This is a genomic window from Telmatobacter sp. DSM 110680, assembly GCF_039994875.1.
Classification (GTDB): domain Bacteria; phylum Acidobacteriota; class Terriglobia; order Terriglobales; family Acidobacteriaceae; genus Telmatobacter.
This window is the reverse complement of the sequence record NZ_CP121196.1, coordinates 4,594,081-4,611,972: the sequence shown is the minus strand read 5'-3', so window position 1 is coordinate 4,611,972 and position 17,892 is coordinate 4,594,081. Positions and strand designations below refer to the sequence as shown.

Sequence of the window (17,892 nt, the reverse complement as noted above, 5' to 3'; positions counted from 1 at the left end):
ATATATTTAGAAAGAAACTAATCGACAATGCTTGCTTTTCAAAACAACTTATGGCAAAGTACTAACTGCGTAGGAGAAACGCCCGATGAATTGCATCACACCCAATTCGATGCTTAGGCTGGGATGGCTCGATAAGAGCTTGATCGGTCGCCGGGCGCACTTCGTCAATTTTCAATAAACGCCTCTGGCGTCCTTATCCTGCGCTCATTCCAGAAATCTAAGTGAAAGCCCGAGTGGCGAAGAAGACAGATACTTCGTCGACACCGAAAACAAATCTGTCTTTGGTTGTTCCCTCGGGCAAAGTTTGTTTTGTCGCCGCAATGGTTAGTTGTGCGCACTCAGGATAGGTGTGCTCGAAGGTTGACTTATTGCGGGTAAGAAGCGCCGGTGGTGAAAGAGAAGAGTTACTTCTCTACCAAAGAAGGACGTGCAGGTTAGAGAGCCTGCCGGTAGTGCTCAGTTCGTGGAGCGGGGGCGTAGTCCCGATGCACAAGGTTCCGTGAGCAAGAGGCGCCGAGTCCGTACTCTTTTCGCGGGTTCCCCGGCGTGATGTTTGAAGTAAGAAGCGAATGAGATAACCGGTGGTGTAGGTCGCGGATACTTCGCCTGTGAAGCGGGTGGTCGCGGGTTCGAGTCCCGCCCGGGAAGTAATTTCCGGTAGCTCAGTTGGATAGAGCACCTCATGTGCCGCAACCGCTTGTTCCCCGGTTAACTGTAACTCTGGCGCATTCTTTCAGGCTGCGCCATAACATCCACCTGGCCGGTGGTGTAGGCAACGGTTCCATCAATGGGTCGCGGGTTCAAATCCTGCCGTGGGCTTTTTACGCCCATGTAGCTCAGTGGCAGAGCAATTCCGTTGTTGATTGTTCCCCGGCTAACTAACCTCCGGTGCGTCCGGATAGAAACGAAATTGTCATGGGCAAGTTGAATGTAAAAAACGGAACTCCGGTGGGCAGTGTGCACCTTTGCAAAAGCTGCAATTGGGGGCAAGTGGTCGCGGGATACCGCGAGTCGGATCTCCTGGTGATCTGCATGAACACCAGCCCGAATATCGCGGTTCCATTCACTGTGTTCGATTGCAGCGAGTTCAGCGACAAGCGCAAGCCAACCTGGGACGAGATGGAGAAGCTGGCGATTTCCGTCGATCCTGTGAGAGTTTCAGCAAAGACGCGCGGTTTCTATGCAGTAACAACGATTCAACCCGCGCAAGATGACGACGATGAGGATGAAGCAGCGCGAGCTATTTGATACGTGAGAAGTGAACTGCCGGTGGCGCAGGGTACGGATACTTCAGTGGTAGAAGACCGCTCGAGAGAGCGGAGTCGCAGGTTCGATTCCTGCCGCCGGGCGAGAGCCTGGTGTAAAGACCGCACCCGATTTTTCCCCGGCAGAGGTTTATTCTTTGTTCGCATTGAAAGGAGGCGCACCATGCGCCTGAACATTACAAAGCGTTACTTGCGTCCGCGTTTGCGCACGCACGAAGGAGCACCCGCTGTGGCGGTTACGCCAGAGCAGGCTTTGCGTCGCTCGATTCTTTCCTGCATGTTGTGGGAGGGAGAGTTTTACGAGGATGGCGTGCAGATTGCTGGGCGCATTCGCGAGCTAGTGCCGCAGGTAGCCGCGGAGAAAGTGGCTGAGCTGGCCATCGAGGCGCGAGAGCGTATGAAGCTGCGTCATGCGCCGCTGTTGCTGGTGCGCGAAATGGCGCGCCTCGCGACGCATCGCGGCCTAGTGGCGGAGACCTTGTCGCGAGTGATCCAGCGTGCCGACGAACTCTCTGAGTTCGTCACGATCTACTGGGCGGAAGGGCGTCAGCCGCTGTCGGCGCAGGTTAAGAAGGGCTTGGCTGCTGCCTTCTGCAAGTTCGATGAGTACGCATTGGCCAAGTACGATCGAGCGGGCGTGGTGCGTCTGCGCGACGTATTGTTTCTCTCGCACGCGCGTCCGTTGGATGAGTCGCAGGCTACTTTGTGGAAGCGCCTGGCAGAGAACCAGCTGGCTACGCCGGACACGTGGGAGGTTGCGTTGTCGGCAACCGGACGTGATGGCGATGGCAAGCGCGAAGTGTGGGAGCGTCTGCTCTCTGAGCGTAAGCTTGGCGCCTTGGCGTTGCTGCGCAACCTGCGCAACATGCAGAACGCTGACGTTAGCGAGCAACTGGTGCTCGGGGCGCTCGCGGCGATGAAGACGGACCGCGTCTTGCCGTTTCGTTTTCTCGCTGCGGCGCGGGTTGCTCCGCAGTGGGAGCAGCCGCTTGAGGCTGCGATGTTTCGTGCGCTTGACGGACGTGCTCGCACTTTGCCGGGTCACACCGTGTTGCTGGTTGACGTCTCCGGATCGATGGAGGCGCCGATCTCGCATCGCTCCGAGATGCGCCGCACTGATGCGGCTTATGGAGTCGCGATCCTGCTTCGCGAAATCGGGGAGAAGGTAACGGTCTACACCTTCTCGAACGAGGCGAAGCTGGTTCCAGCGCGTCGCGGAATGGCGTTGCGCGACGCGCTGGACCAGAGCCAGCCGCACGGCGGGACTTACCTGGGTAAGGCGATTGCGCAGGTCGAGGCGGACGTGCGGAAGGGATACGACCGTATGGTGGTGATCACCGACGAGCAGTCGCACGATCAGGTGCCAGCGCCTCGCGGTCGTGGCTACGTAATCAACGTAGCCTCCAACCGCAACGGCGTGGGTTACGGAGCATGGATGCATGTCGATGGCTGGAGCGAGGCCGTGGTTGAGTTCATTGCCGAGCTCGAGTCAACGGATGTTCCGCGAGTGTAAATCTTCAACAAGAGCGGGGAGTCGCTTATGCGCTGACGACTTCCCGCTTTTCTTTAGTCTCCGCCTGCTGGCTGGCTTCGAGCGCTCCAAGCCGGAAGAGCAGTCCGCCAACTACGCCTGCCACGCTGGGCACCACAAGGAACAGCCACACCTGGGATATTGCCTTTCCACCGACCAGTAGCGCAGGTCCGAAGCTACGTGCGGGATTGACGCTTACGCCGGTGACATGGATGCCGCATATATGGATCGCAACAAGGGTAATGCCGATGGCGAGTCCGGCAAATCCTCCAGGCGCTGCTTTTTGAGTTGAGCCCAAGATCACCACAACGAAGATCAGAGTGGCCACAAATTCGAAGACGATGGCCGAAGTGATGTTATAGCCGCCTTGATAGCCCGCCCCCCAGCCGTTCTGACCCAGGCCGTTGGTGCTGATGTCATAGCCACCACCGACACCGCGGATGATCAGCGACAAAACGCCGGCGCCGAGAATCGCTCCGCAGAACTGCCCGATCCAATAGCCGATCATATCGCCTGTCTTCATGCGTCCCGCTGACCAGACACCGAGACTGACGGCAGGATTAATGTGGCAGCCCGAGATGGGGCCGATGCCGTAAGCTGCGCCGATTAGTGCGAATCCAAAGGCAAAAGCTATGCCGACGATGCCCACCTTGTCGCCCGCGACTACGGCAGTGCCGCAGCCGAAGAACACAAGGATGAACGTGCCAACCAATTCAGCAACATATTTTTTCATAGGTTCCTCCTGGTTATTGGTGGCTGGGGAACTTGCGCAGCCATCAGGGTTCTTTCGTTGACTCCTCAAAAAAAATGAGGAGCAGCACCGGGTGAGGGAGGACTGGGTGAGTTTGAAAGTATCGGTGCTTTATGAGGTGCGAGTTTGGCAGAGGCCAGTATGAGCAGTCAAGCGCGATTGTCGAAGTCGAAGGGAATCTTTGATCCCGTGTGGCTGATAATGGCGGGAATGGAACCGCTGAACATGCGCGCCTTCAAGGTAATCCTCGTGTCGCTGACCGTTGCTGGCTCTCTTGGCGCGGGTATTTTTCTGATTGCTTCTCAGCGGACGAGCGATCGAATCCAGCGCAAAGCCGCCCAAGCCGAAGCGGAAGTTAAAGACGTGGCGATGCACGGTGGCGACGTTTCTGCGATTCTCGCAATGCTCGCCCAGGTCAGGCCGGCACTCGATTCCGGAGACGCGCGCAGGGCCGAAGGTCTTCTCGATCGGGCGTTGAACCTATTGGCTCAAGACCGTTCGAAGCCTCACGGCGCGGATGTCTCGTCGCTGCCTGTTTTTCAAAGCCAGGAAAAGGAATGCCGATTGTATGTCGATCCGCAACTGGTAGTGATCGCTGGTTACGACGGCAGCGCCATGGAACCGTTCATCTCGCCGGACGGGCAGTTTCTCTTCTTCAACAACGAGAACGATCCGAACGTAAACACCAACTTGCATTTTGCACGCCGGACAGGCACAAACCACTTTCAATATCTCGGAGAAATTCCCGGAGTTAATTCGCCATCGCTCGACGCTGTGCCGAGTATGGATGCGGCAGGAAACTTCTACTTCACGACGTTGCGCGAATATGACCGCACAATGAACTCGATATACGCCGGGCATTTTGACGGCCGGGAAGTGAGAGATGTTCATCCAGTGGCGGGCAACATCAGTCCCACTTTGCCGCTCAACGTGAATATGGATGCTAGCATCAGTCCGGACGGTCAGACACTTTACATCTCGCGAGCCGTGATCGTTCCCGGCGCCTCTGCTCCCAAGAAGTCAGAGCTTATGGTGGCGCGAATCGATGGTGGAGCGTTTGCCGTTGTGCCTGACAGCGCGGAGATCATGAAGAACATCAACACCGGCCCGCTAGCGTATGCGCCGGCGATTTCAGCCAATGGGCTTGAGCTGTACTTCACACGTGCCAGCCAGTCCGAACCAGGAGCGACAGGGATCGGTGCAAAGGTCAGGATCGTGGTCGCAAGAAGATCGTCGCTGAGCGATCCGTTCGGCGAGCCACAAGTGCTTGGCACGTTGAAGGGCTTTGTGGAGGCGCCCAGCCTCTCGCTGGACGGAAGCGAGTTGTTCTTTCATAAGAAGGTCGGCGATAAGTACCTTATCTACAGAGCTGTCCGGTCTTCAAATTAACCTGGCATTCACATTGCAACTCCGCGCCCAGCGTCGCCGGACATTCAGAACTTTGTCGTAATTCGCCAAATTCATCAAACGTTTGCAATTTGTTTGCCTCGCTGAATTAATCTGTAAACAATTCCGGAGCGGCCTCCGCATTCTCGGCCCGCGCGACGCGGACATGTTGCAAGGGGCCCGGGAAACTTAACGGCCGCCGGCGAAAGGCATCCCGGTTGAGCCAAACCGTATTTGTACTGGAAGACGACACCGACATTGCGCGGCTCGTACAGCATCATCTTGAGGCCGCAGGCTTTACACCCAGGATTTACCACACCCCCAGCAATGTGATTCCGGATGCTGAGCGTCAGCCTCCAGCACTTTTCCTACTCGACATCATGGTTCCCGGCGGAGACGGTCTTGATGTTTGCCGCAGGCTCAGATCCCACGCAGCTCTTTCGACCATTCCCATCATTTTTCTTACCGCGCGCGCCGGCGAGAACGATCGCGTTCTTGGCCTGGAACTGGGTGCCGACGACTACATCACCAAGCCATTTGCGACTCGCGAGTTGGTAGCGCGCGTGAAAGCGGTGTTGCGGCGTTTCGAGCGTCCGACCACGCCGTCCGTCATTAGCTTTGAAGAGGTAATCATCGACGCGAATGCCATGCAGTTGAAGGTTCGCGGCGAACTTACGACGACCACTGCAACAGAGTTCCGTCTGCTCGACTACCTCGCGCGTCATCCAGGACGCGTGTATAGCCGCGATCACCTGTTGGACTCGGTCTGGGGAGACGCGCGCTTTGTCACTCCCCGGTCGGTCGATGTATACGTGCGTCGCATCCGTGAGAAAATCGAGGTCGACCCTGAGAATCCACGGTATCTAAAAACCGTGCGGGGAGCTGGTTACCGGTTTGAGATTCCCAAAGGGGAGTGAAAACCGCATGCCCGGAACCTCAGCGTGAGCAGGCCCTGAATTGACGCGCAAAGTCTTCACAAAACTCATGGCGTTGTTCGTGCTCCTGCTGCTGTTTCAAACAGTGGCAATGGAGCTGATCCTGCGCCACATGCTGCAGCGCTCGCCGGGAGAGACACTGCACCGGCTGGGGAGTGAGACGCTTTGGTCAGGATTGATCGCGTTGCTCGTAGCGTTGCCGATCGCTGCTTGGGCGGCCAGCAGTATTGCGACTCGTTTGCAACGCGTAGTGGCATTTGCGCGGCGCATCGCGCAGGGCGATTTGAGCGCGCGCCTGGAGCACGGTCGTGGCGATGAGCTGACAGCGATGGAAGCCGCTCTCAATCAGACAGCCGAAAGGCTCGGGCAGAGTTTCGCAGAGATCGAAAGCAGCCGTCACGAGCTTGCAACGATGCTGGATTCGATGCAGGAAGCCGTGGTTGCAGTAACTGCCGAGGGCCAGGTCCGGTGGTCCAACATCGTCATGAAGCGCATTGCCGGTACTGAGATTCGCGCCGGTCGTTCCCTGGTGCATTCTGTGCGCGACCCGGAATTGTTGGACTGCGTCAAACGCGCGCAAGAGGCGGGCGAGGTACGCTACGGACGATCGAGTTCGCTGGCGCCGGGCCGTCTTTTCGAGATCAGCGCAGCACCTCTGCCGACCGGGGGCGTGATTGCTGTTCTCCACGATGTCACGCGTATTGAGTCGGCGGAGCGGTCACGGCGCGACTTTATCGCCAACGTGAGTCACGAACTCCGCACGCCTTTGACATCGATCCAGGGATATGTGGAGACACTCGTCGAAGACCCACATCCAGATCCGGCAACGACGATTGAATTTCTTCAAGTAATTCTGAAGAATGCAACCCGGATGAACAGACTGACAGAGGATCTGCTTGCCTTGGCATCTGTCGAGAGTCCTGATTACAAGCTGGCGATGCAGCCTACGCGCGCCAGTGAGATGGTAAGCGATGCGATCGATTCGCTCGGCGGCCTGGTGGTTGATTCAGGAGTGGAACTTGAGTCATCCGGAGCACCCGATGCGCTGGTGATGGTCGATCCCGACGCCATGAACCAGGTGTTCGGAAACCTGATTGAGAATGCCGTTAAATACGGCAAATCCGGCAAACGAATTGAAGTGGGAGCGCGCGTACAGGGAGCTGATGTTGAGTTTTATGTGCGGGACTTTGGTCCAGGCATTGCTTCAGAACATATTGATAGGATCTTCGAGCGGTTCTACCGCGTGGATAAAGCCCGATCGCGCGAAGCGGGAGGCACCGGGCTAGGACTAGCAATTGTGAAGCATATTGTCCTGGCGCATGGCGGACATATCCGGGCAGACAGCGAGCTGGGAGCGGGGACAACCTTCCTATTTACGCTTCCTCAGGTGGCCGCTACACCACGAGAAGATGGGCATATCAATCCCGTCGTGGAAGTACGGAATGACTCTTAAGTCAATAAAAATCAAAAAGCTGGCATCTATTCAAATGTCCGTAACATTGGCCGTAGAAAATAAAACACGGCAGTGATCCTGCATTGGAGCGATTCCGTGAAAAAGACCTTGATTGCAGTAGGTTTGTTGGTTTTAGCGATGGGCGCGGCCCAGGCGCAGAAGTTAACCGCAGCCGGTGCAACATTCCCTTATCCGATTTACTCAAAGTGGTTCAGTGAATACAGCACCGCACACCCCGGTGTCGAAATCAACTACGCCTCCATTGGTTCCGGCGGAGGAATCGCCCAAGTTACCAAGGGGCTTGTCGACTTTGGCGCATCCGATATGCCGATGACCGACGAATTGCTTTCGTCATCGCCGGTGAAGCTCATTCATCTTCCTACCGTTCTCGGAGCGGTTGTGCCGGTGTTCAATGTGCCCGGCGTGAAGGATATTCGTTTCAGCCCGGACGTGCTGGCCGACATTTATCTCGGCAAGATCACAAATTGGAATGATGGGCGGATCGCCAAGGACAATCCCGGCGCGAAACTGCCCGACCAGAAAATTATCGTTGTGCATCGTTCCGATGGGTCCGGTACCAGCTTTATTTGGACCGACTACCTCAGCAAGGTGAGCAAGGACTGGGCGAACGGTCCGAGCAAAGGCTCTTCGCCAAGTTGGCCGGTGGGCGTCGGCGGCAAGGGCAATGAAGGCGTCGCGGGCCTCGTGCGTCAGTTACCCGGTGCAATCGGATACGTTGAGTTGATTTATGCCCTGCAGAACAAGATGACCTTTGGCTCCGTCAAGAATGCCGCCGGCAACTGGATCACTGCGTCTATCCAGGGAGTGACGGATGCCGCAGCCAGCGTGAAGCAAATGCCTGCCGACTATCGCGTTTCGATCACCGATGCTCCAGGTGCAAACGCGTACCCGATATCGAGCTTCACTTATCTGCTGATCCCAGTGAAGGGTACGAATCAGGCGAATCGCACAGTGATCAAGGATCTGCTGAGCTGGATTCTCAAGTCCGGTGAAGGCCAGGTTTCGGCGCTTTCTTACGCTCCCCTGCCAGATGCTCTTGTTGAAAAAGAACTGAAGACGGTCTATTCATTGCAGTAAGCGTCAGATCGAAAAGGCGGGCCGCGATCAAATGCGCGGTCCGCTTTTCTTTTTTGAATTGAAGGTTCAGCGGTACGCGAGGTCAGCATTTCAGAAGAGTAGAATTCGAGGCTGAGAAACATCTCAAATTCAGAGGCTTGTCTGATGCGCGTATCTTCTGCTCTGCCTATTCTGGTATTCCTACCCATTCTGCTTGTCGCTCCAGTACTTGCTCAGACGCCGAAATCTCCATACGATTCCGTCGACCCGCTCATCGGGACGGCCGGAGGTGGCAACACTTTTCCGGGTGCGACCTTGCCATTTGGGATGGTGCAGTGGAGTCCCGACACCAACACGGATGCTTGGTATCAATACGGCGAGAAGCAGTTGTATGGCTTCAGCCTCACGCACGTCAGCGGAGCGGGATGCCCGCTCTACGGCGACTTTGCGGTCCTTCCCACGCTTGATCCACTCACGACAAGCCCAGCCGCAAAATTCATTCCGTTAGCCTTCGACCGTCGCGATGAGCAGGCGCATCCTGGCTACTACACGGTCACGTTGACGAACGGCGTGCGCGTGGAACTGACTGTGGCGGAGCGCGCGGGAATTGCGAAATTCAAGTTTCCGCTGGGAGTTCGCAAAAGATTTCTTATAAACGGGGGAAGCAGCGCAAATTCGATTCCGTCGCCAAACGAGAATCCACGCGACCATGAGGCGTTTGGGAATCACATCGAGATCAAGCCGGACGGGAGTTTCTCAGGGTGGACGAGCGCGGGTCGGTTCTGCGGGTCGGATTCGAACTACAAGTTGTATATCGCGGGAAAGTTCAGCCGACCATTCACGTCGAATGCGGTGTGGCAAGATGCTGTGATCTTGAAAGATGCGAAGAGCGCAACCGGGAAGCACACCGGAGCATGGGTTGAATTCAGTGACGACACCGAAAAACTCGAAAGACTCGGAGTGGTTGGGTTAGGGACTGGATTTCTGGAATTGAAAGTTGGGATATCGTTTGTCAGCGAAGCCAGCGCTCTTGCGAATATGGAGAAGGGAATACCCGATTGGAATTTTGAGCAGGTTCACCAACGAGCGCAATCCACTTGGAGCGACCTCCTGAATCGTGTCGCCGTCGAAGGCGGAACGCCTGATCAGCAAAAGATTTTCTATACAGGCGTCTATCACTCATTCCTCTCTCCCAACATCTTCAGCGATGAGGACGGCCAGTACATCGGCTTCGACGGCAAAGTGTACTCGTTAGCTGGGACAAAGCAAAAAACGCAATACGCGAATTTCTCAGACTGGGACATCTATCGGAACACGGTGCAGTGGCAGGCGCTGTTCGAGCCCGAGCGCGAGAGCGACATGATGCAGTCGCTGGTAAATGACGCAGAGCAGAGCGGCTGGTATCCGCGCTGGCCAGCGGCTAATGATGTCACTTACGTGATGGGCGGGGATTCTCCTGTTGCGCTTCTTTCGTCTGCCTACGCCTTTGGCGCGCGCAGTTTTGATACAACCAAAGCGCTCGAATACATGGTGAAGGCCGGAACGCAGCCCGGAATGGGGCCGCACAACGACTCCGAGCGGCCGTTCCTTGCCGAATATCTCAAGGCCGGATATGCGCCCGCGGACAAGGATCGTATCGCAGCCTCGCGCACGCTGGAGTATGCAAGCGATGATTTTGCGATTGCGCAGTTTGCGAGAGCAACCGGACGGGATGATGAGTACCATCGCTTCCTGAAGCAGTCAGAGAACTGGAAGTCGCTGGTCGATCCAGAGACACATTGGATCCGGCCGCGCAACGCAGACGGCACTTGGCTCGCAGGATTCGATCCTGAACGCTCGCTGCCCAAGAGACCCAATGCGCCCGTTGACAGCGATCAGGCGGGATTCGAGGAGGGGAATACCTACCAGTATTCGTTCATGGTCCCCTTTGATTATCCGGCGCTATTTGCAGCCATGGGAGGAGAGCACGTTGCAGAACCACGGCTCGATCACTTCTTTACCTCGCTTCGCTGCTGGGGCAAGCCATGCTTCAACATTGAGAACGAGCCAGACTTTGTAACTCCATATGCGTATGTGTTCATGGGCAAGCCGTGGAAGACCCAGGAAGTAGTGACGCGCATTGCCAAGGATACCTTCAAGCCTACACCGGACGGCATTCCCGGTAACGATGACCTGGGCGCTACTTCCGGCGTGTACGTATGGAATGCGCTCGGATTCTATCCCGCAGTGCCGGGTGTGGGCGGTCTCGTATTAGGCACACCCATGTTCGACAAGGCAACGTTGCAGCTGTCCGGCGGACGCACGCTGGCAATCGAGAGGCAAGGGCAGGGAATTTACGTTCAGAGTGTCACTTTGAACGGTGCCCCGTATGCGAGTTCATGGCTACCGATCGGCAAGATCCACGCAGGAACGAACGAACTACGCTTCACTATGGGTGTTGAGCCGAATACGAAGTGGGGCACAGAGATCGCAGACCGCCCGCCAAATTTCCGCGAGTAGTCCAGATCCTCAATCAGTCCTGCTTGTTTTCGTGGATGAGCCGGTCGACCAGCGGAATCAACTTCTCGCCCGTGCGTGGCAGCACAAAGGCGCCCACTGTCGCTTCCCAGTCAAGCTTGAAACTGGTCGAGAGCGCAGAGATCCAGATTTGGCGCACCGGCGTGTTCGGTGTGATTACGAACTTCACCGCGGGCTCTTCGAATATGACGTTGAGCACTCCGCCCTGCTCTTCAACTTCGAAGCCGGCCTCGTCTTCCTCTTCCCGGACAATAAGGTGCTTCTTAAGGGCATCCAGTGCGCTTTCTGCCGCGCGGCGAAACTCGATTTCATCCTGCATGCTTCAAGTGTAACAATCCACGCGGACACACGCCCCGAGAAGCAGCGTCAAGTGCACTGAAGGATCGCTATGCTTGTTCGCCGGCGCGTCTTTAGCCTTTTTTAGAAATCGCTTCGGCTATCGCTTCATAGATCAAATCCGTTTCGGACTGGCCGCGGATTTTTGCAGCTTCGCCAAGTTTTGCGCGTAACTGTGGGCTGAGTTCCACATACAAAACATCGTCTTCGATCTTGACTCTGCTGGTTTCCGGGACCGCACTTCTGTTGGGGGCCTTTTTGCTTTTTCTCAGATCCTGCAATGCACACATCTCCCTGAGGGTTTCGCTATGACTATTACGCTGCAGAAGGATGGTTGGATGCAGTTTTGTTATGAAGAGTTGGCGCGACAGTCCAAACAGAATTCGGTGTATGACGGGACGGCTTGAAGATATCAGAATCGATGTGCTTTAACTGGACTTCGATCCTGAAAAAGCGAATCAACATTGGGAGTTACAAATTCTTGCTATGCTGTGGCGCTGCTCCTAAGCTGTTTTCGCATAAGGCCAGATGGTGCGAGCATGCGCAAGGCTCACCGCCCACCAGTGTAGACGGCGAAGCATGGCATCCATCGAGCGCTCGGCGCGTTCAGGATTGCGGAGTAGCCCGTTTGAGTCGAACTGCTCCCATGCACTCGCAAAGCTGACAGTGTCGCGAATAGTTACAGCGTGAAGCTCCGCAAACACGAGGCGCAATTGCTCAACCGCACGGATCCCGCCTGAGATGCCGCCATAAGAAACGAAGGCCACTGGCTTTGCATGCCATTCCTGCCCGAACGAATCGATCAACGCCTTGAGAGGTGCGGGATAGCCGTGGTTATATTCCGGCGTGATGATTATGAATGCATCACATGCGGCGACACGCTTCTTGAGAATAGAAGGGTCAGAGTTCGATTCAGGTGCTGCTGGATCGATGCTTTCAATCGTAAATCCCTCGCGTGCACACACTTGGCCCGCAGCCCAGCGAGCGACTGTGTCGCAGAATCTGCCCGGACGTGTTGATCCAAACACCAGACCGATTTTGATTATCTCTTCCACCATGTTTTCTCCTCTATTGGATCAATGGTAAAACCTCAAGTAAACTTGAGGTCAAGTGGAGAAATCGGTCATGGCGGAAAAATCTTCCAAGGATCTCGAACAGCACCCTGAAATTCATCGCGCACTTACGGTTGGCGAGGTGGCAGCGCGTAGCGGAGTAACAGTTTCTACACTGCACTTTTATGAGGCGGAGGGTCTGATCAATAGTTGGCGCAATAAGGGCAATCAACGACGCTATGCGCGTGAAGTATTGCGCAGGGTATCCGTAATCAAGGTGGCGCAACGGACAGGTATCCCACTCGCAGAAATCCGCAAAGCTCTTGCTACTTTGCCAGAGAAACGAACACCAACTGCTCAGGATTGGGGGAAACTTTCGGCGCGATGGAGGGAACAACTTAATGACCGCATACAGCGGTTGATGCGCCTCCGCGACCAGTTGGACGGATGCATTGGTTGCGGCTGTTTGTCGCTGCAAAGCTGTCCGCTTCGCAATCCTTGGGATCGTCTGGCAGCCGATGGACCAGGGCCGCGTCTGCTGGACCCGGATTTTTGTAATGTTGATGGCGCCGCTTCAAAGAACACGATGTCAGAACCTGCATGCCGCCGGAGGGGTGCGCGTGAGTGAGTGGGACTGAATACTCCGCGTGGTCGTCTCCATCTCTCGTCAATTAAAGTTTGGTATTCACTTGCCGATAGTTCTTGAAGAAGGTCTTCTGGAGATTTCATGGGCATCGTTCCTATTCCCGGACTGTGCGGAGTGAGTCCGGAAAATGCGACTCGAACTGAGCGCGAGGTCGAGCCAGCATTGGCGCTGACCCGATGCGACCGGATGGAGGAAGACGCCTACCAGGGGAACCATGAAGGTGCGGAGCGCGGAATGGAAGAAGAAGACTCGGAACCCGCCGAGGACCGAAACGCCGATGAAAGCCTGCGTGCTGATGGCGATCCAAATATCAGGGTAAGCTTCTTCGCTTAATCTCAAGCTTATTTAGATGCGTGCTCGCACTGATTGCTAGCCAACAATCGCGGTGAGGTTGAACACGTGCTCCGCCAGTGCGCTTTCGCCCTCAATGCGCGAGTTCTTCAGTGCTTCAACGCGATCAATGCCCTTGGTGAAGACACGCCACGCAATCTGCTGTGGGATGACGACAAGCGCGGCGAGTTCACTTGGACAAGAGCCAGTGAAAGTCCAGTTAGAATCGACACGACGAATGAGCCACGTACCTCCGCAGTCGCCTTCGATTTCAAGTTGAATGGTTGTGCCTTTCGCGGCGTCGACATCGCGAAGGGCGTGCGGAAGCCCGCGGATGAAGCAGTCGAGCACGGGATGATAAAACTCTGGCGTCATAATGCCAGGTCGGCTGGTAGCGAACCGAATTTGCTGCTGGTGATGCCATCGTTCTGTAAGTTCCCGCGCGGTATCGAACCAATTTAGAGATGTCGGCTCGCCGGCCCAGCTCACGTTGAACGTTGCCTGCGCGAAGGGATCCAGCGATTCATGAAAGTCGGCGCTTTGTCGGCAGGCCATCTCCATCATGTCGATCAGAACCGATGAACTGAGGCGGCGAAAGACTTGAACGCCTTCGCCATTGAGGCGATTTACAAGCTTGACTACTTCCTGCTCTTCATGGATTTCCGGTGTTTCGACAAAGCATCCATCCCGAACCATGGAAAGCTTGCGAAGAACCGTGTCGAGGAGGTGCGCCGCAACATCGCGAACCTTCCAGGCGGGAGCAACGGTCTGTATATCCCATTCGTCTGCACTCAGGTCGCGCAGCAGCTCTAGAAGTTTTGCGTCGACGCGGTGGAGCACCGGAGCGCACAAAATAGGTTTCAAACCTGATGTCTGTCTGGCCATAAAGTGATGACTATCTTACGCAGAAGATTTGTTCTCCGGCAAACCATTGAGACGCGCATCTGATCTCGTAAGACGCTAATTGATAAATCGATAAAGCATTCGATGAATCGGATTCTCCTTGACAGCGTCGCACGCTCAAAGCTAGCTTGTTCGGAATTCGAACAATATACGAATGTTGCTCCGAATTTGAGATCGCTTCTTGGAGGTTGCAGATGATCAAGTCCCGTCGGAGGGTGGGCCCCTTCCTGGTAATTTTGACTGTTCTAATTTGTTTTGCTTGCTCTCAACATTCCCTTTTGGGACAGGCAGTTAATGGCACTCTGCTCGGAACCGTAACGGATAGTTCAGGGGCAACCGTGCCGGGAGCGAAGGTGACGGCCACCGAAGCCCAGACAAACGCTGTGCACGAGGCTGTGACCAACGAAAGCGGTAACTTCTCTTTTCCTGATCTCCAACCTGGGACTTATTCCGTGAATGCCGAGGCGAAAGGATTTAAGCGAGTCACACAGGAAAAAATTGAACTGCTCAGCAACTCATCGTTGCGTGTCGATCTATCGCTGATGCCCGGCAACGTGTCGGAAACCGTTGTTGTGAATACGGCGCCACCGGAACTGCAGACCGATCGTGCTGACATCAGTACAAAGATTGAGTCGCAGGATGTGGTAGATATGCCTTTGGGCACGAACCGCAACTTCCAGACTCTTCTGAACCTGGTTCCCGGCGCCGCGCCGGCGGTCTTTCAACACTCACAATTCTTCAACGCGGCAAGTTCTTTGCAAACTGAGGCCAATGGCCTACCGAGAGAAGGAAATCTCTACCAGATCGAAGGCATTGATGACGATGAACGAACCGGTCTTCTGCAGATCATCATTCCGCCGGCCGAGGCCATCGACTCCGTAGATATCTCGACGAATAACTTCGAGGCCGAACTTGGGCGCGCTACTGGTGCAGTCACCAATGTAACGCTGAAGTCGGGGACAAATCTTCTTCACGGATCGGCTTTCGAATTCATCCAAAACAACGACCTGAACGCGCGCTCCTATTTTGGCGGTCCTCTCGGTCATCTGTCCTATAACTACTTTGGTGGAAGCGTTGGCGGTCCGATTCTCAAGGACCGTCTCTTCATCTTCGGCGATTATCTGCGCACGTCTGACCATGAACAGATCGGCAGCACCTTTACCATTCCCGATTCTCGCTACTTCACGCCTGTCATGGGACTAACCGGATGCACCGATCCCGCTGGTTGTATTGACTTGAGTGCAGCCGAGAATGGAACGAAGGGACAGGTCTACGATCCAAATTCCGGTGATGGAAGGACGGTGGCCCAGGGAGGAACGCCACGCACTCCCTACCCAAACAATCAGATTCCGTTCAGCCAGGTTAACCCGGTTTCACTGGCAATCCTGCAACAGACCTACGCGGCTGCGCTGAAGTACGGAACAGTGACAACCAAGCCCCTGAATAACCCGGCAAACAACTACACAACCAATCTGCCCTTCACCAAAACTACCGACAGCTTTGATATCAAGTCTGATTTCAAACTGACTGAGAAAAATCACATCAGTGGTCGCTACAGCTTTCAGCGCGTAATCACCTTCCAGCAAGCGGCTTTTGGCAAATTCCTTGGAGGCCCGGCTGGTGGAGGCTTTGAAGGGACAGGCAATCAAAAATCGTACAGCACCGGCGTGAATTTCGATCATGTATTCTCGCCGACATTCCTAACTGAAGCGCGGTTCGGAGTGGCACATCTGGGGAACAGCGCGCAGCCAAACGATTACGGGTCCACTGATGCAACCTCGATTGGAATTCAGGGCGTAAACATTGCAGGCCAACCCTTCACGAGTGGGCAGGCTGCCATCACAATCAACGGCGGCTTTTCAAGCCCGATCATGGGCTACTCCGCATCAGTGCCGTGGATTCGCGCCGAGTCAAACATCGACTTCGTCAACAACTGGACCAAGATTGTGGGCAACCACACCTTCAAATGGGGCATTGATGTGCGCCGTATTCACGACGATCTTCTGCAGGATCAAACCTTCAGCCCGCGGGGCGCGTTTACTTTCTCTGATGTGCAAACGTCTGATGCAAGCTCTCCGGGAACGACTGTGGCTAACGATATTGCCAGCTTCTTGCTTGACCAGCCCAGCCAGACCGGTCGCGACCTCAATACCTTCTTCCCACGCTACCGGCAGTGGTGGACATTTGCGTTTGCCAGCGATAAGTGGCAGGCGACACCAAAGCTCACGCTTGATCTTGGCCTTCGCTGGGAGTTCTATCCACCAGCAACACCTGTCGTCAAGGGCGGATTTTCGAACTACAATCCCGCCAATGACACACTTGTTCTCGCGGGTCTGGGCAGCAACCCCTCAAACCTTGGCATGCAAACCCGGTACAAGTATTTCGCTCCACGAACCGGATTTGCTTATCGCGTTAGCCCCAATACCGTAGTTCGCGGTGGCTTCGGCATCAGCTATACGCCGTTTCCCGATAACACCTACGCCTACAACTATCCTGTTCGCGCAAATAATAGTTATCAACCTGTTGGCGCCTCGGGCTTTACTCCGGCTGTTCTTGGAGATGGAGTAACCGTAGCAACATTTCAAGCGGGCTTCCCGGCTCCGGTTCCGGTGACGATTCCTTCCAACGGCATCATTGCTCTACCGACATCCGGCACCAGCCTTCTGGCGAAGCAACTCATCGCGCAGGTCTACACGTACATTCCGCTCACTTACAAGAATCCGTACGCCGACTCATGGAATGTCGCCCTGCAGCAGGCTTTGCCATACGATCTTTCCTTCCAACTCGCTTACGTCGCGAATCATGGAACGGATATTTCTGGCGCTCAGAACATCAACTTGCCCAGCTACTATGGCGGAGGTGCTGCATCTGATCCTGAAAATCACGACGCGAATGGCAACCTTACATTCGGCCGTACCGCAGCCACGAATGAGTACTTCCTTGGTTTCTCATCGAACTATGAGTCATTACAGGCCCAATTGACTAAACGCGCCTCGCATGACCTTACGTTCACCTCTGCCTTTACGTGGGGAAAGGCCCTCGGATACATCAGCGGCGACGATGGAGGCCTTACGTTTTTCATCAACTGGCGTCGCAACTACGCGCCGCTTGATTTCGATCGCACTTTGAACTTCGAGCAGAGCTTTACCTACGGGCTGCCATTTGGTCGCGGACATCAGCTTGCTACTTCGACGTTGGCTGACGCGATCGTGGGAGGCTGGCGGCTTTCAGGGATCGTGTCCGTCGTCTCCGGCATGCCATTCACCGTAACCGCCAACGGCGCATCACTGAATACGCCTGGCACAACGCAAACCGCCACGCTGGTAAAGCCCTTCCATAAGACCGGCAAGATCGGGGCCAGTACGCCATGGTTTGATCCGACGTCCTTCGCGCAACCGAGCGGTTGCACTTCGACGCCATGCAATCCTGGCCTTGGCAATACCGGAAGAAACCAGTTTCGCGGTCCCGGATATCTTCAGGATAACCTCTCCATTTTCAAACGGTTCACGATCTATCGAGAAAGCGCACTGGAAGTGCGGGTTGACGCATTCCAGCTCAGTAACACGCCGCAATTCGCGCAGCCAAACGGCAGTGGTGTAACAGCCGCCAGCTTTGGCACCATCACCGGCACTTTGGGAAGCGGGCAGGGAAGTGTGAACGGCGTCGGAGGAGGCCGTACCTTGCAAGGATCAGCCAAAATCAGCTTTTAG

The 17,892-nt window shown here is 55.4% G+C and carries 15 protein-coding genes and 1 tRNA gene; 11 read left to right on the top strand and 5 right to left on the bottom strand.

What is annotated here, in order from left to right; genetic code table 11:
* Window positions 1-915: 915 nt before the first annotated feature.
* The 3 genes from P8935_RS19005 to P8935_RS18995 all read left to right on the top strand — a co-directional run bounded on the left by P8935_RS19005 (window position 916) and on the right by P8935_RS18995 (window position 2,778).
* On the top strand, window positions 916-1,248 hold the full coding sequence (locus tag P8935_RS19005) for a hypothetical protein (protein WP_348261881.1): 333 nt from the start codon (window positions 916-918) through the stop codon (window positions 1,246-1,248).
* A 31-nt stretch (window positions 1,249-1,279) separates the two neighbouring features.
* Window positions 1,280-1,350 (top strand) — tRNA-OTHER (locus P8935_RS19000).
* Window positions 1,351-1,428: 78 nt separating this feature from the next.
* Window positions 1,429-2,778, top strand: coding sequence for a TROVE domain-containing protein (locus P8935_RS18995; protein WP_348261880.1), 1,350 nt, complete (start codon window positions 1,429-1,431; stop codon window positions 2,776-2,778).
* Window positions 2,779-2,803: 25 nt separating this feature from the next.
* Here P8935_RS18995 and P8935_RS18990 read toward each other — a convergent pair whose 3' ends face one another.
* Window positions 2,804-3,529 carry an aquaporin gene (locus P8935_RS18990; RefSeq protein ID WP_348261879.1) on the bottom strand — a complete coding sequence of 242 codons (726 nt, stop codon included), beginning with the start codon at window positions 3,527-3,529 and terminating at the stop codon, window positions 2,804-2,806.
* 159 nt (window positions 3,530-3,688) lie between these two features.
* Here P8935_RS18990 and P8935_RS18985 point away from each other — a divergent pair, with 159 nt between their 5' ends.
* The 5 genes from P8935_RS18985 (at window position 3,689) to P8935_RS18965 (ending at window position 10,897) form a co-directional block, all read left to right on the top strand.
* The gene (locus tag P8935_RS18985; RefSeq protein ID WP_348261878.1) at window positions 3,689-4,936 is read left to right on the top strand and encodes a hypothetical protein; all 1,248 of its coding nucleotides are present in this window, start codon (window positions 3,689-3,691) and stop codon (window positions 4,934-4,936) included.
* A 215-nt stretch (window positions 4,937-5,151) separates the two neighbouring features.
* Window positions 5,152-5,850 (top strand): response regulator transcription factor, encoded by a 699-nt coding sequence (locus tag P8935_RS18980; protein ID WP_348261877.1) that lies wholly within the window; start codon window positions 5,152-5,154, stop codon window positions 5,848-5,850.
* Window positions 5,851-5,890: 40 nt separating this feature from the next.
* Entirely contained in the window at window positions 5,891-7,321 is a 1,431-nt protein-coding gene (locus P8935_RS18975) for an ATP-binding protein (RefSeq protein ID WP_348261876.1), read from the top strand.
* A gap of 96 nt (window positions 7,322-7,417) precedes the next feature.
* Window positions 7,418-8,419, top strand: a complete 1,002-nt coding sequence (gene pstS / locus P8935_RS18970) for a phosphate ABC transporter substrate-binding protein PstS (protein ID WP_348261875.1) — start codon at window positions 7,418-7,420, stop codon at window positions 8,417-8,419.
* Window positions 8,420-8,563: 144 nt separating this feature from the next.
* Window positions 8,564-10,897 (top strand): GH92 family glycosyl hydrolase, encoded by a 2,334-nt coding sequence (locus tag P8935_RS18965; protein ID WP_348261874.1) that lies wholly within the window; start codon window positions 8,564-8,566, stop codon window positions 10,895-10,897.
* A gap of 13 nt (window positions 10,898-10,910) precedes the next feature.
* On the opposite strand, the gene cyaY is transcribed toward P8935_RS18965, so the two are convergent.
* The 3 genes from cyaY to P8935_RS18950 form a co-directional block, all read right to left on the bottom strand.
* Window positions 10,911-11,234 carry an iron donor protein CyaY gene (gene cyaY / locus P8935_RS18960; RefSeq protein WP_348261873.1) on the bottom strand — a complete coding sequence of 108 codons (324 nt, stop codon included), beginning with the start codon at window positions 11,232-11,234 and terminating at the stop codon, window positions 10,911-10,913.
* Between the two features lie 91 nt (window positions 11,235-11,325).
* Window positions 11,326-11,532, bottom strand: coding sequence for a hypothetical protein (locus P8935_RS18955; protein WP_348261872.1), 207 nt, complete (start codon window positions 11,530-11,532; stop codon window positions 11,326-11,328).
* A gap of 222 nt (window positions 11,533-11,754) precedes the next feature.
* Window positions 11,755-12,309, bottom strand: coding sequence for an NAD(P)H-dependent oxidoreductase (locus P8935_RS18950; protein WP_348261871.1), 555 nt, complete (start codon window positions 12,307-12,309; stop codon window positions 11,755-11,757).
* 67 nt (window positions 12,310-12,376) lie between these two features.
* On the opposite strand from P8935_RS18950, the gene soxR reads away from it, so the two are divergent.
* Window positions 12,377-12,931, top strand: coding sequence for a redox-sensitive transcriptional activator SoxR (gene soxR / locus P8935_RS18945; RefSeq protein WP_348261870.1), 555 nt, complete (start codon window positions 12,377-12,379; stop codon window positions 12,929-12,931).
* Window positions 12,932-13,030: 99 nt separating this feature from the next.
* The gene (locus P8935_RS18940) at window positions 13,031-13,282 is read left to right on the top strand and encodes a hypothetical protein (RefSeq protein ID WP_348261869.1); all 252 of its coding nucleotides are present in this window, start codon (window positions 13,031-13,033) and stop codon (window positions 13,280-13,282) included.
* Window positions 13,283-13,318: 36 nt separating this feature from the next.
* On the opposite strand, the gene P8935_RS18935 is transcribed toward P8935_RS18940, so the two are convergent.
* The gene (locus tag P8935_RS18935; RefSeq protein ID WP_348261868.1) at window positions 13,319-14,164 is read right to left on the bottom strand and encodes a maleylpyruvate isomerase N-terminal domain-containing protein; all 846 of its coding nucleotides are present in this window, start codon (window positions 14,162-14,164) and stop codon (window positions 13,319-13,321) included.
* Between the two features lie 296 nt (window positions 14,165-14,460).
* Here P8935_RS18935 and P8935_RS18930 point away from each other — a divergent pair, with 296 nt between their 5' ends.
* A complete protein-coding gene (locus tag P8935_RS18930; protein ID WP_348261867.1) occupies window positions 14,461-17,892 on the top strand; it encodes a carboxypeptidase regulatory-like domain-containing protein in 3,432 nt (1,143 codons plus the stop codon).

Bases quoted from the DNA above. Each gene is read 5' to 3' on its own strand.
- P8935_RS18990 (WP_348261879.1), bottom strand. From the start codon at position 3,529: ATGAAAAAATATGTTGCTGAATTGGTTGGCACGTTCATCCTTGTGTTC.
- soxR (WP_348261870.1), top strand. From the start codon at position 12,377: ATGGCGGAAAAATCTTCCAAGGATCTCGAACAGCACCCTGAAATTCAT.
- P8935_RS18950 (WP_348261871.1), bottom strand. From the start codon at position 12,309: ATGGTGGAAGAGATAATCAAAATCGGTCTGGTGTTTGGATCAACACGT.
- P8935_RS18935 (WP_348261868.1), bottom strand. From the start codon at position 14,164: ATGGCCAGACAGACATCAGGTTTGAAACCTATTTTGTGCGCTCCGGTG.
- cyaY (WP_348261873.1), bottom strand. From the start codon at position 11,234: ATGCAGGATGAAATCGAGTTTCGCCGCGCGGCAGAAAGCGCACTGGAT.
- P8935_RS18965 (WP_348261874.1), top strand. From the start codon at position 8,564: ATGCGCGTATCTTCTGCTCTGCCTATTCTGGTATTCCTACCCATTCTG.
- P8935_RS18940 (WP_348261869.1), top strand. From the start codon at position 13,031: ATGGGCATCGTTCCTATTCCCGGACTGTGCGGAGTGAGTCCGGAAAAT.
- P8935_RS18995 (WP_348261880.1), top strand. From the start codon at position 1,429: ATGCGCCTGAACATTACAAAGCGTTACTTGCGTCCGCGTTTGCGCACG.
- P8935_RS18985 (WP_348261878.1), top strand. From the start codon at position 3,689: ATGAGCAGTCAAGCGCGATTGTCGAAGTCGAAGGGAATCTTTGATCCC.
- P8935_RS19005 (WP_348261881.1), top strand. From the start codon at position 916: ATGGGCAAGTTGAATGTAAAAAACGGAACTCCGGTGGGCAGTGTGCAC.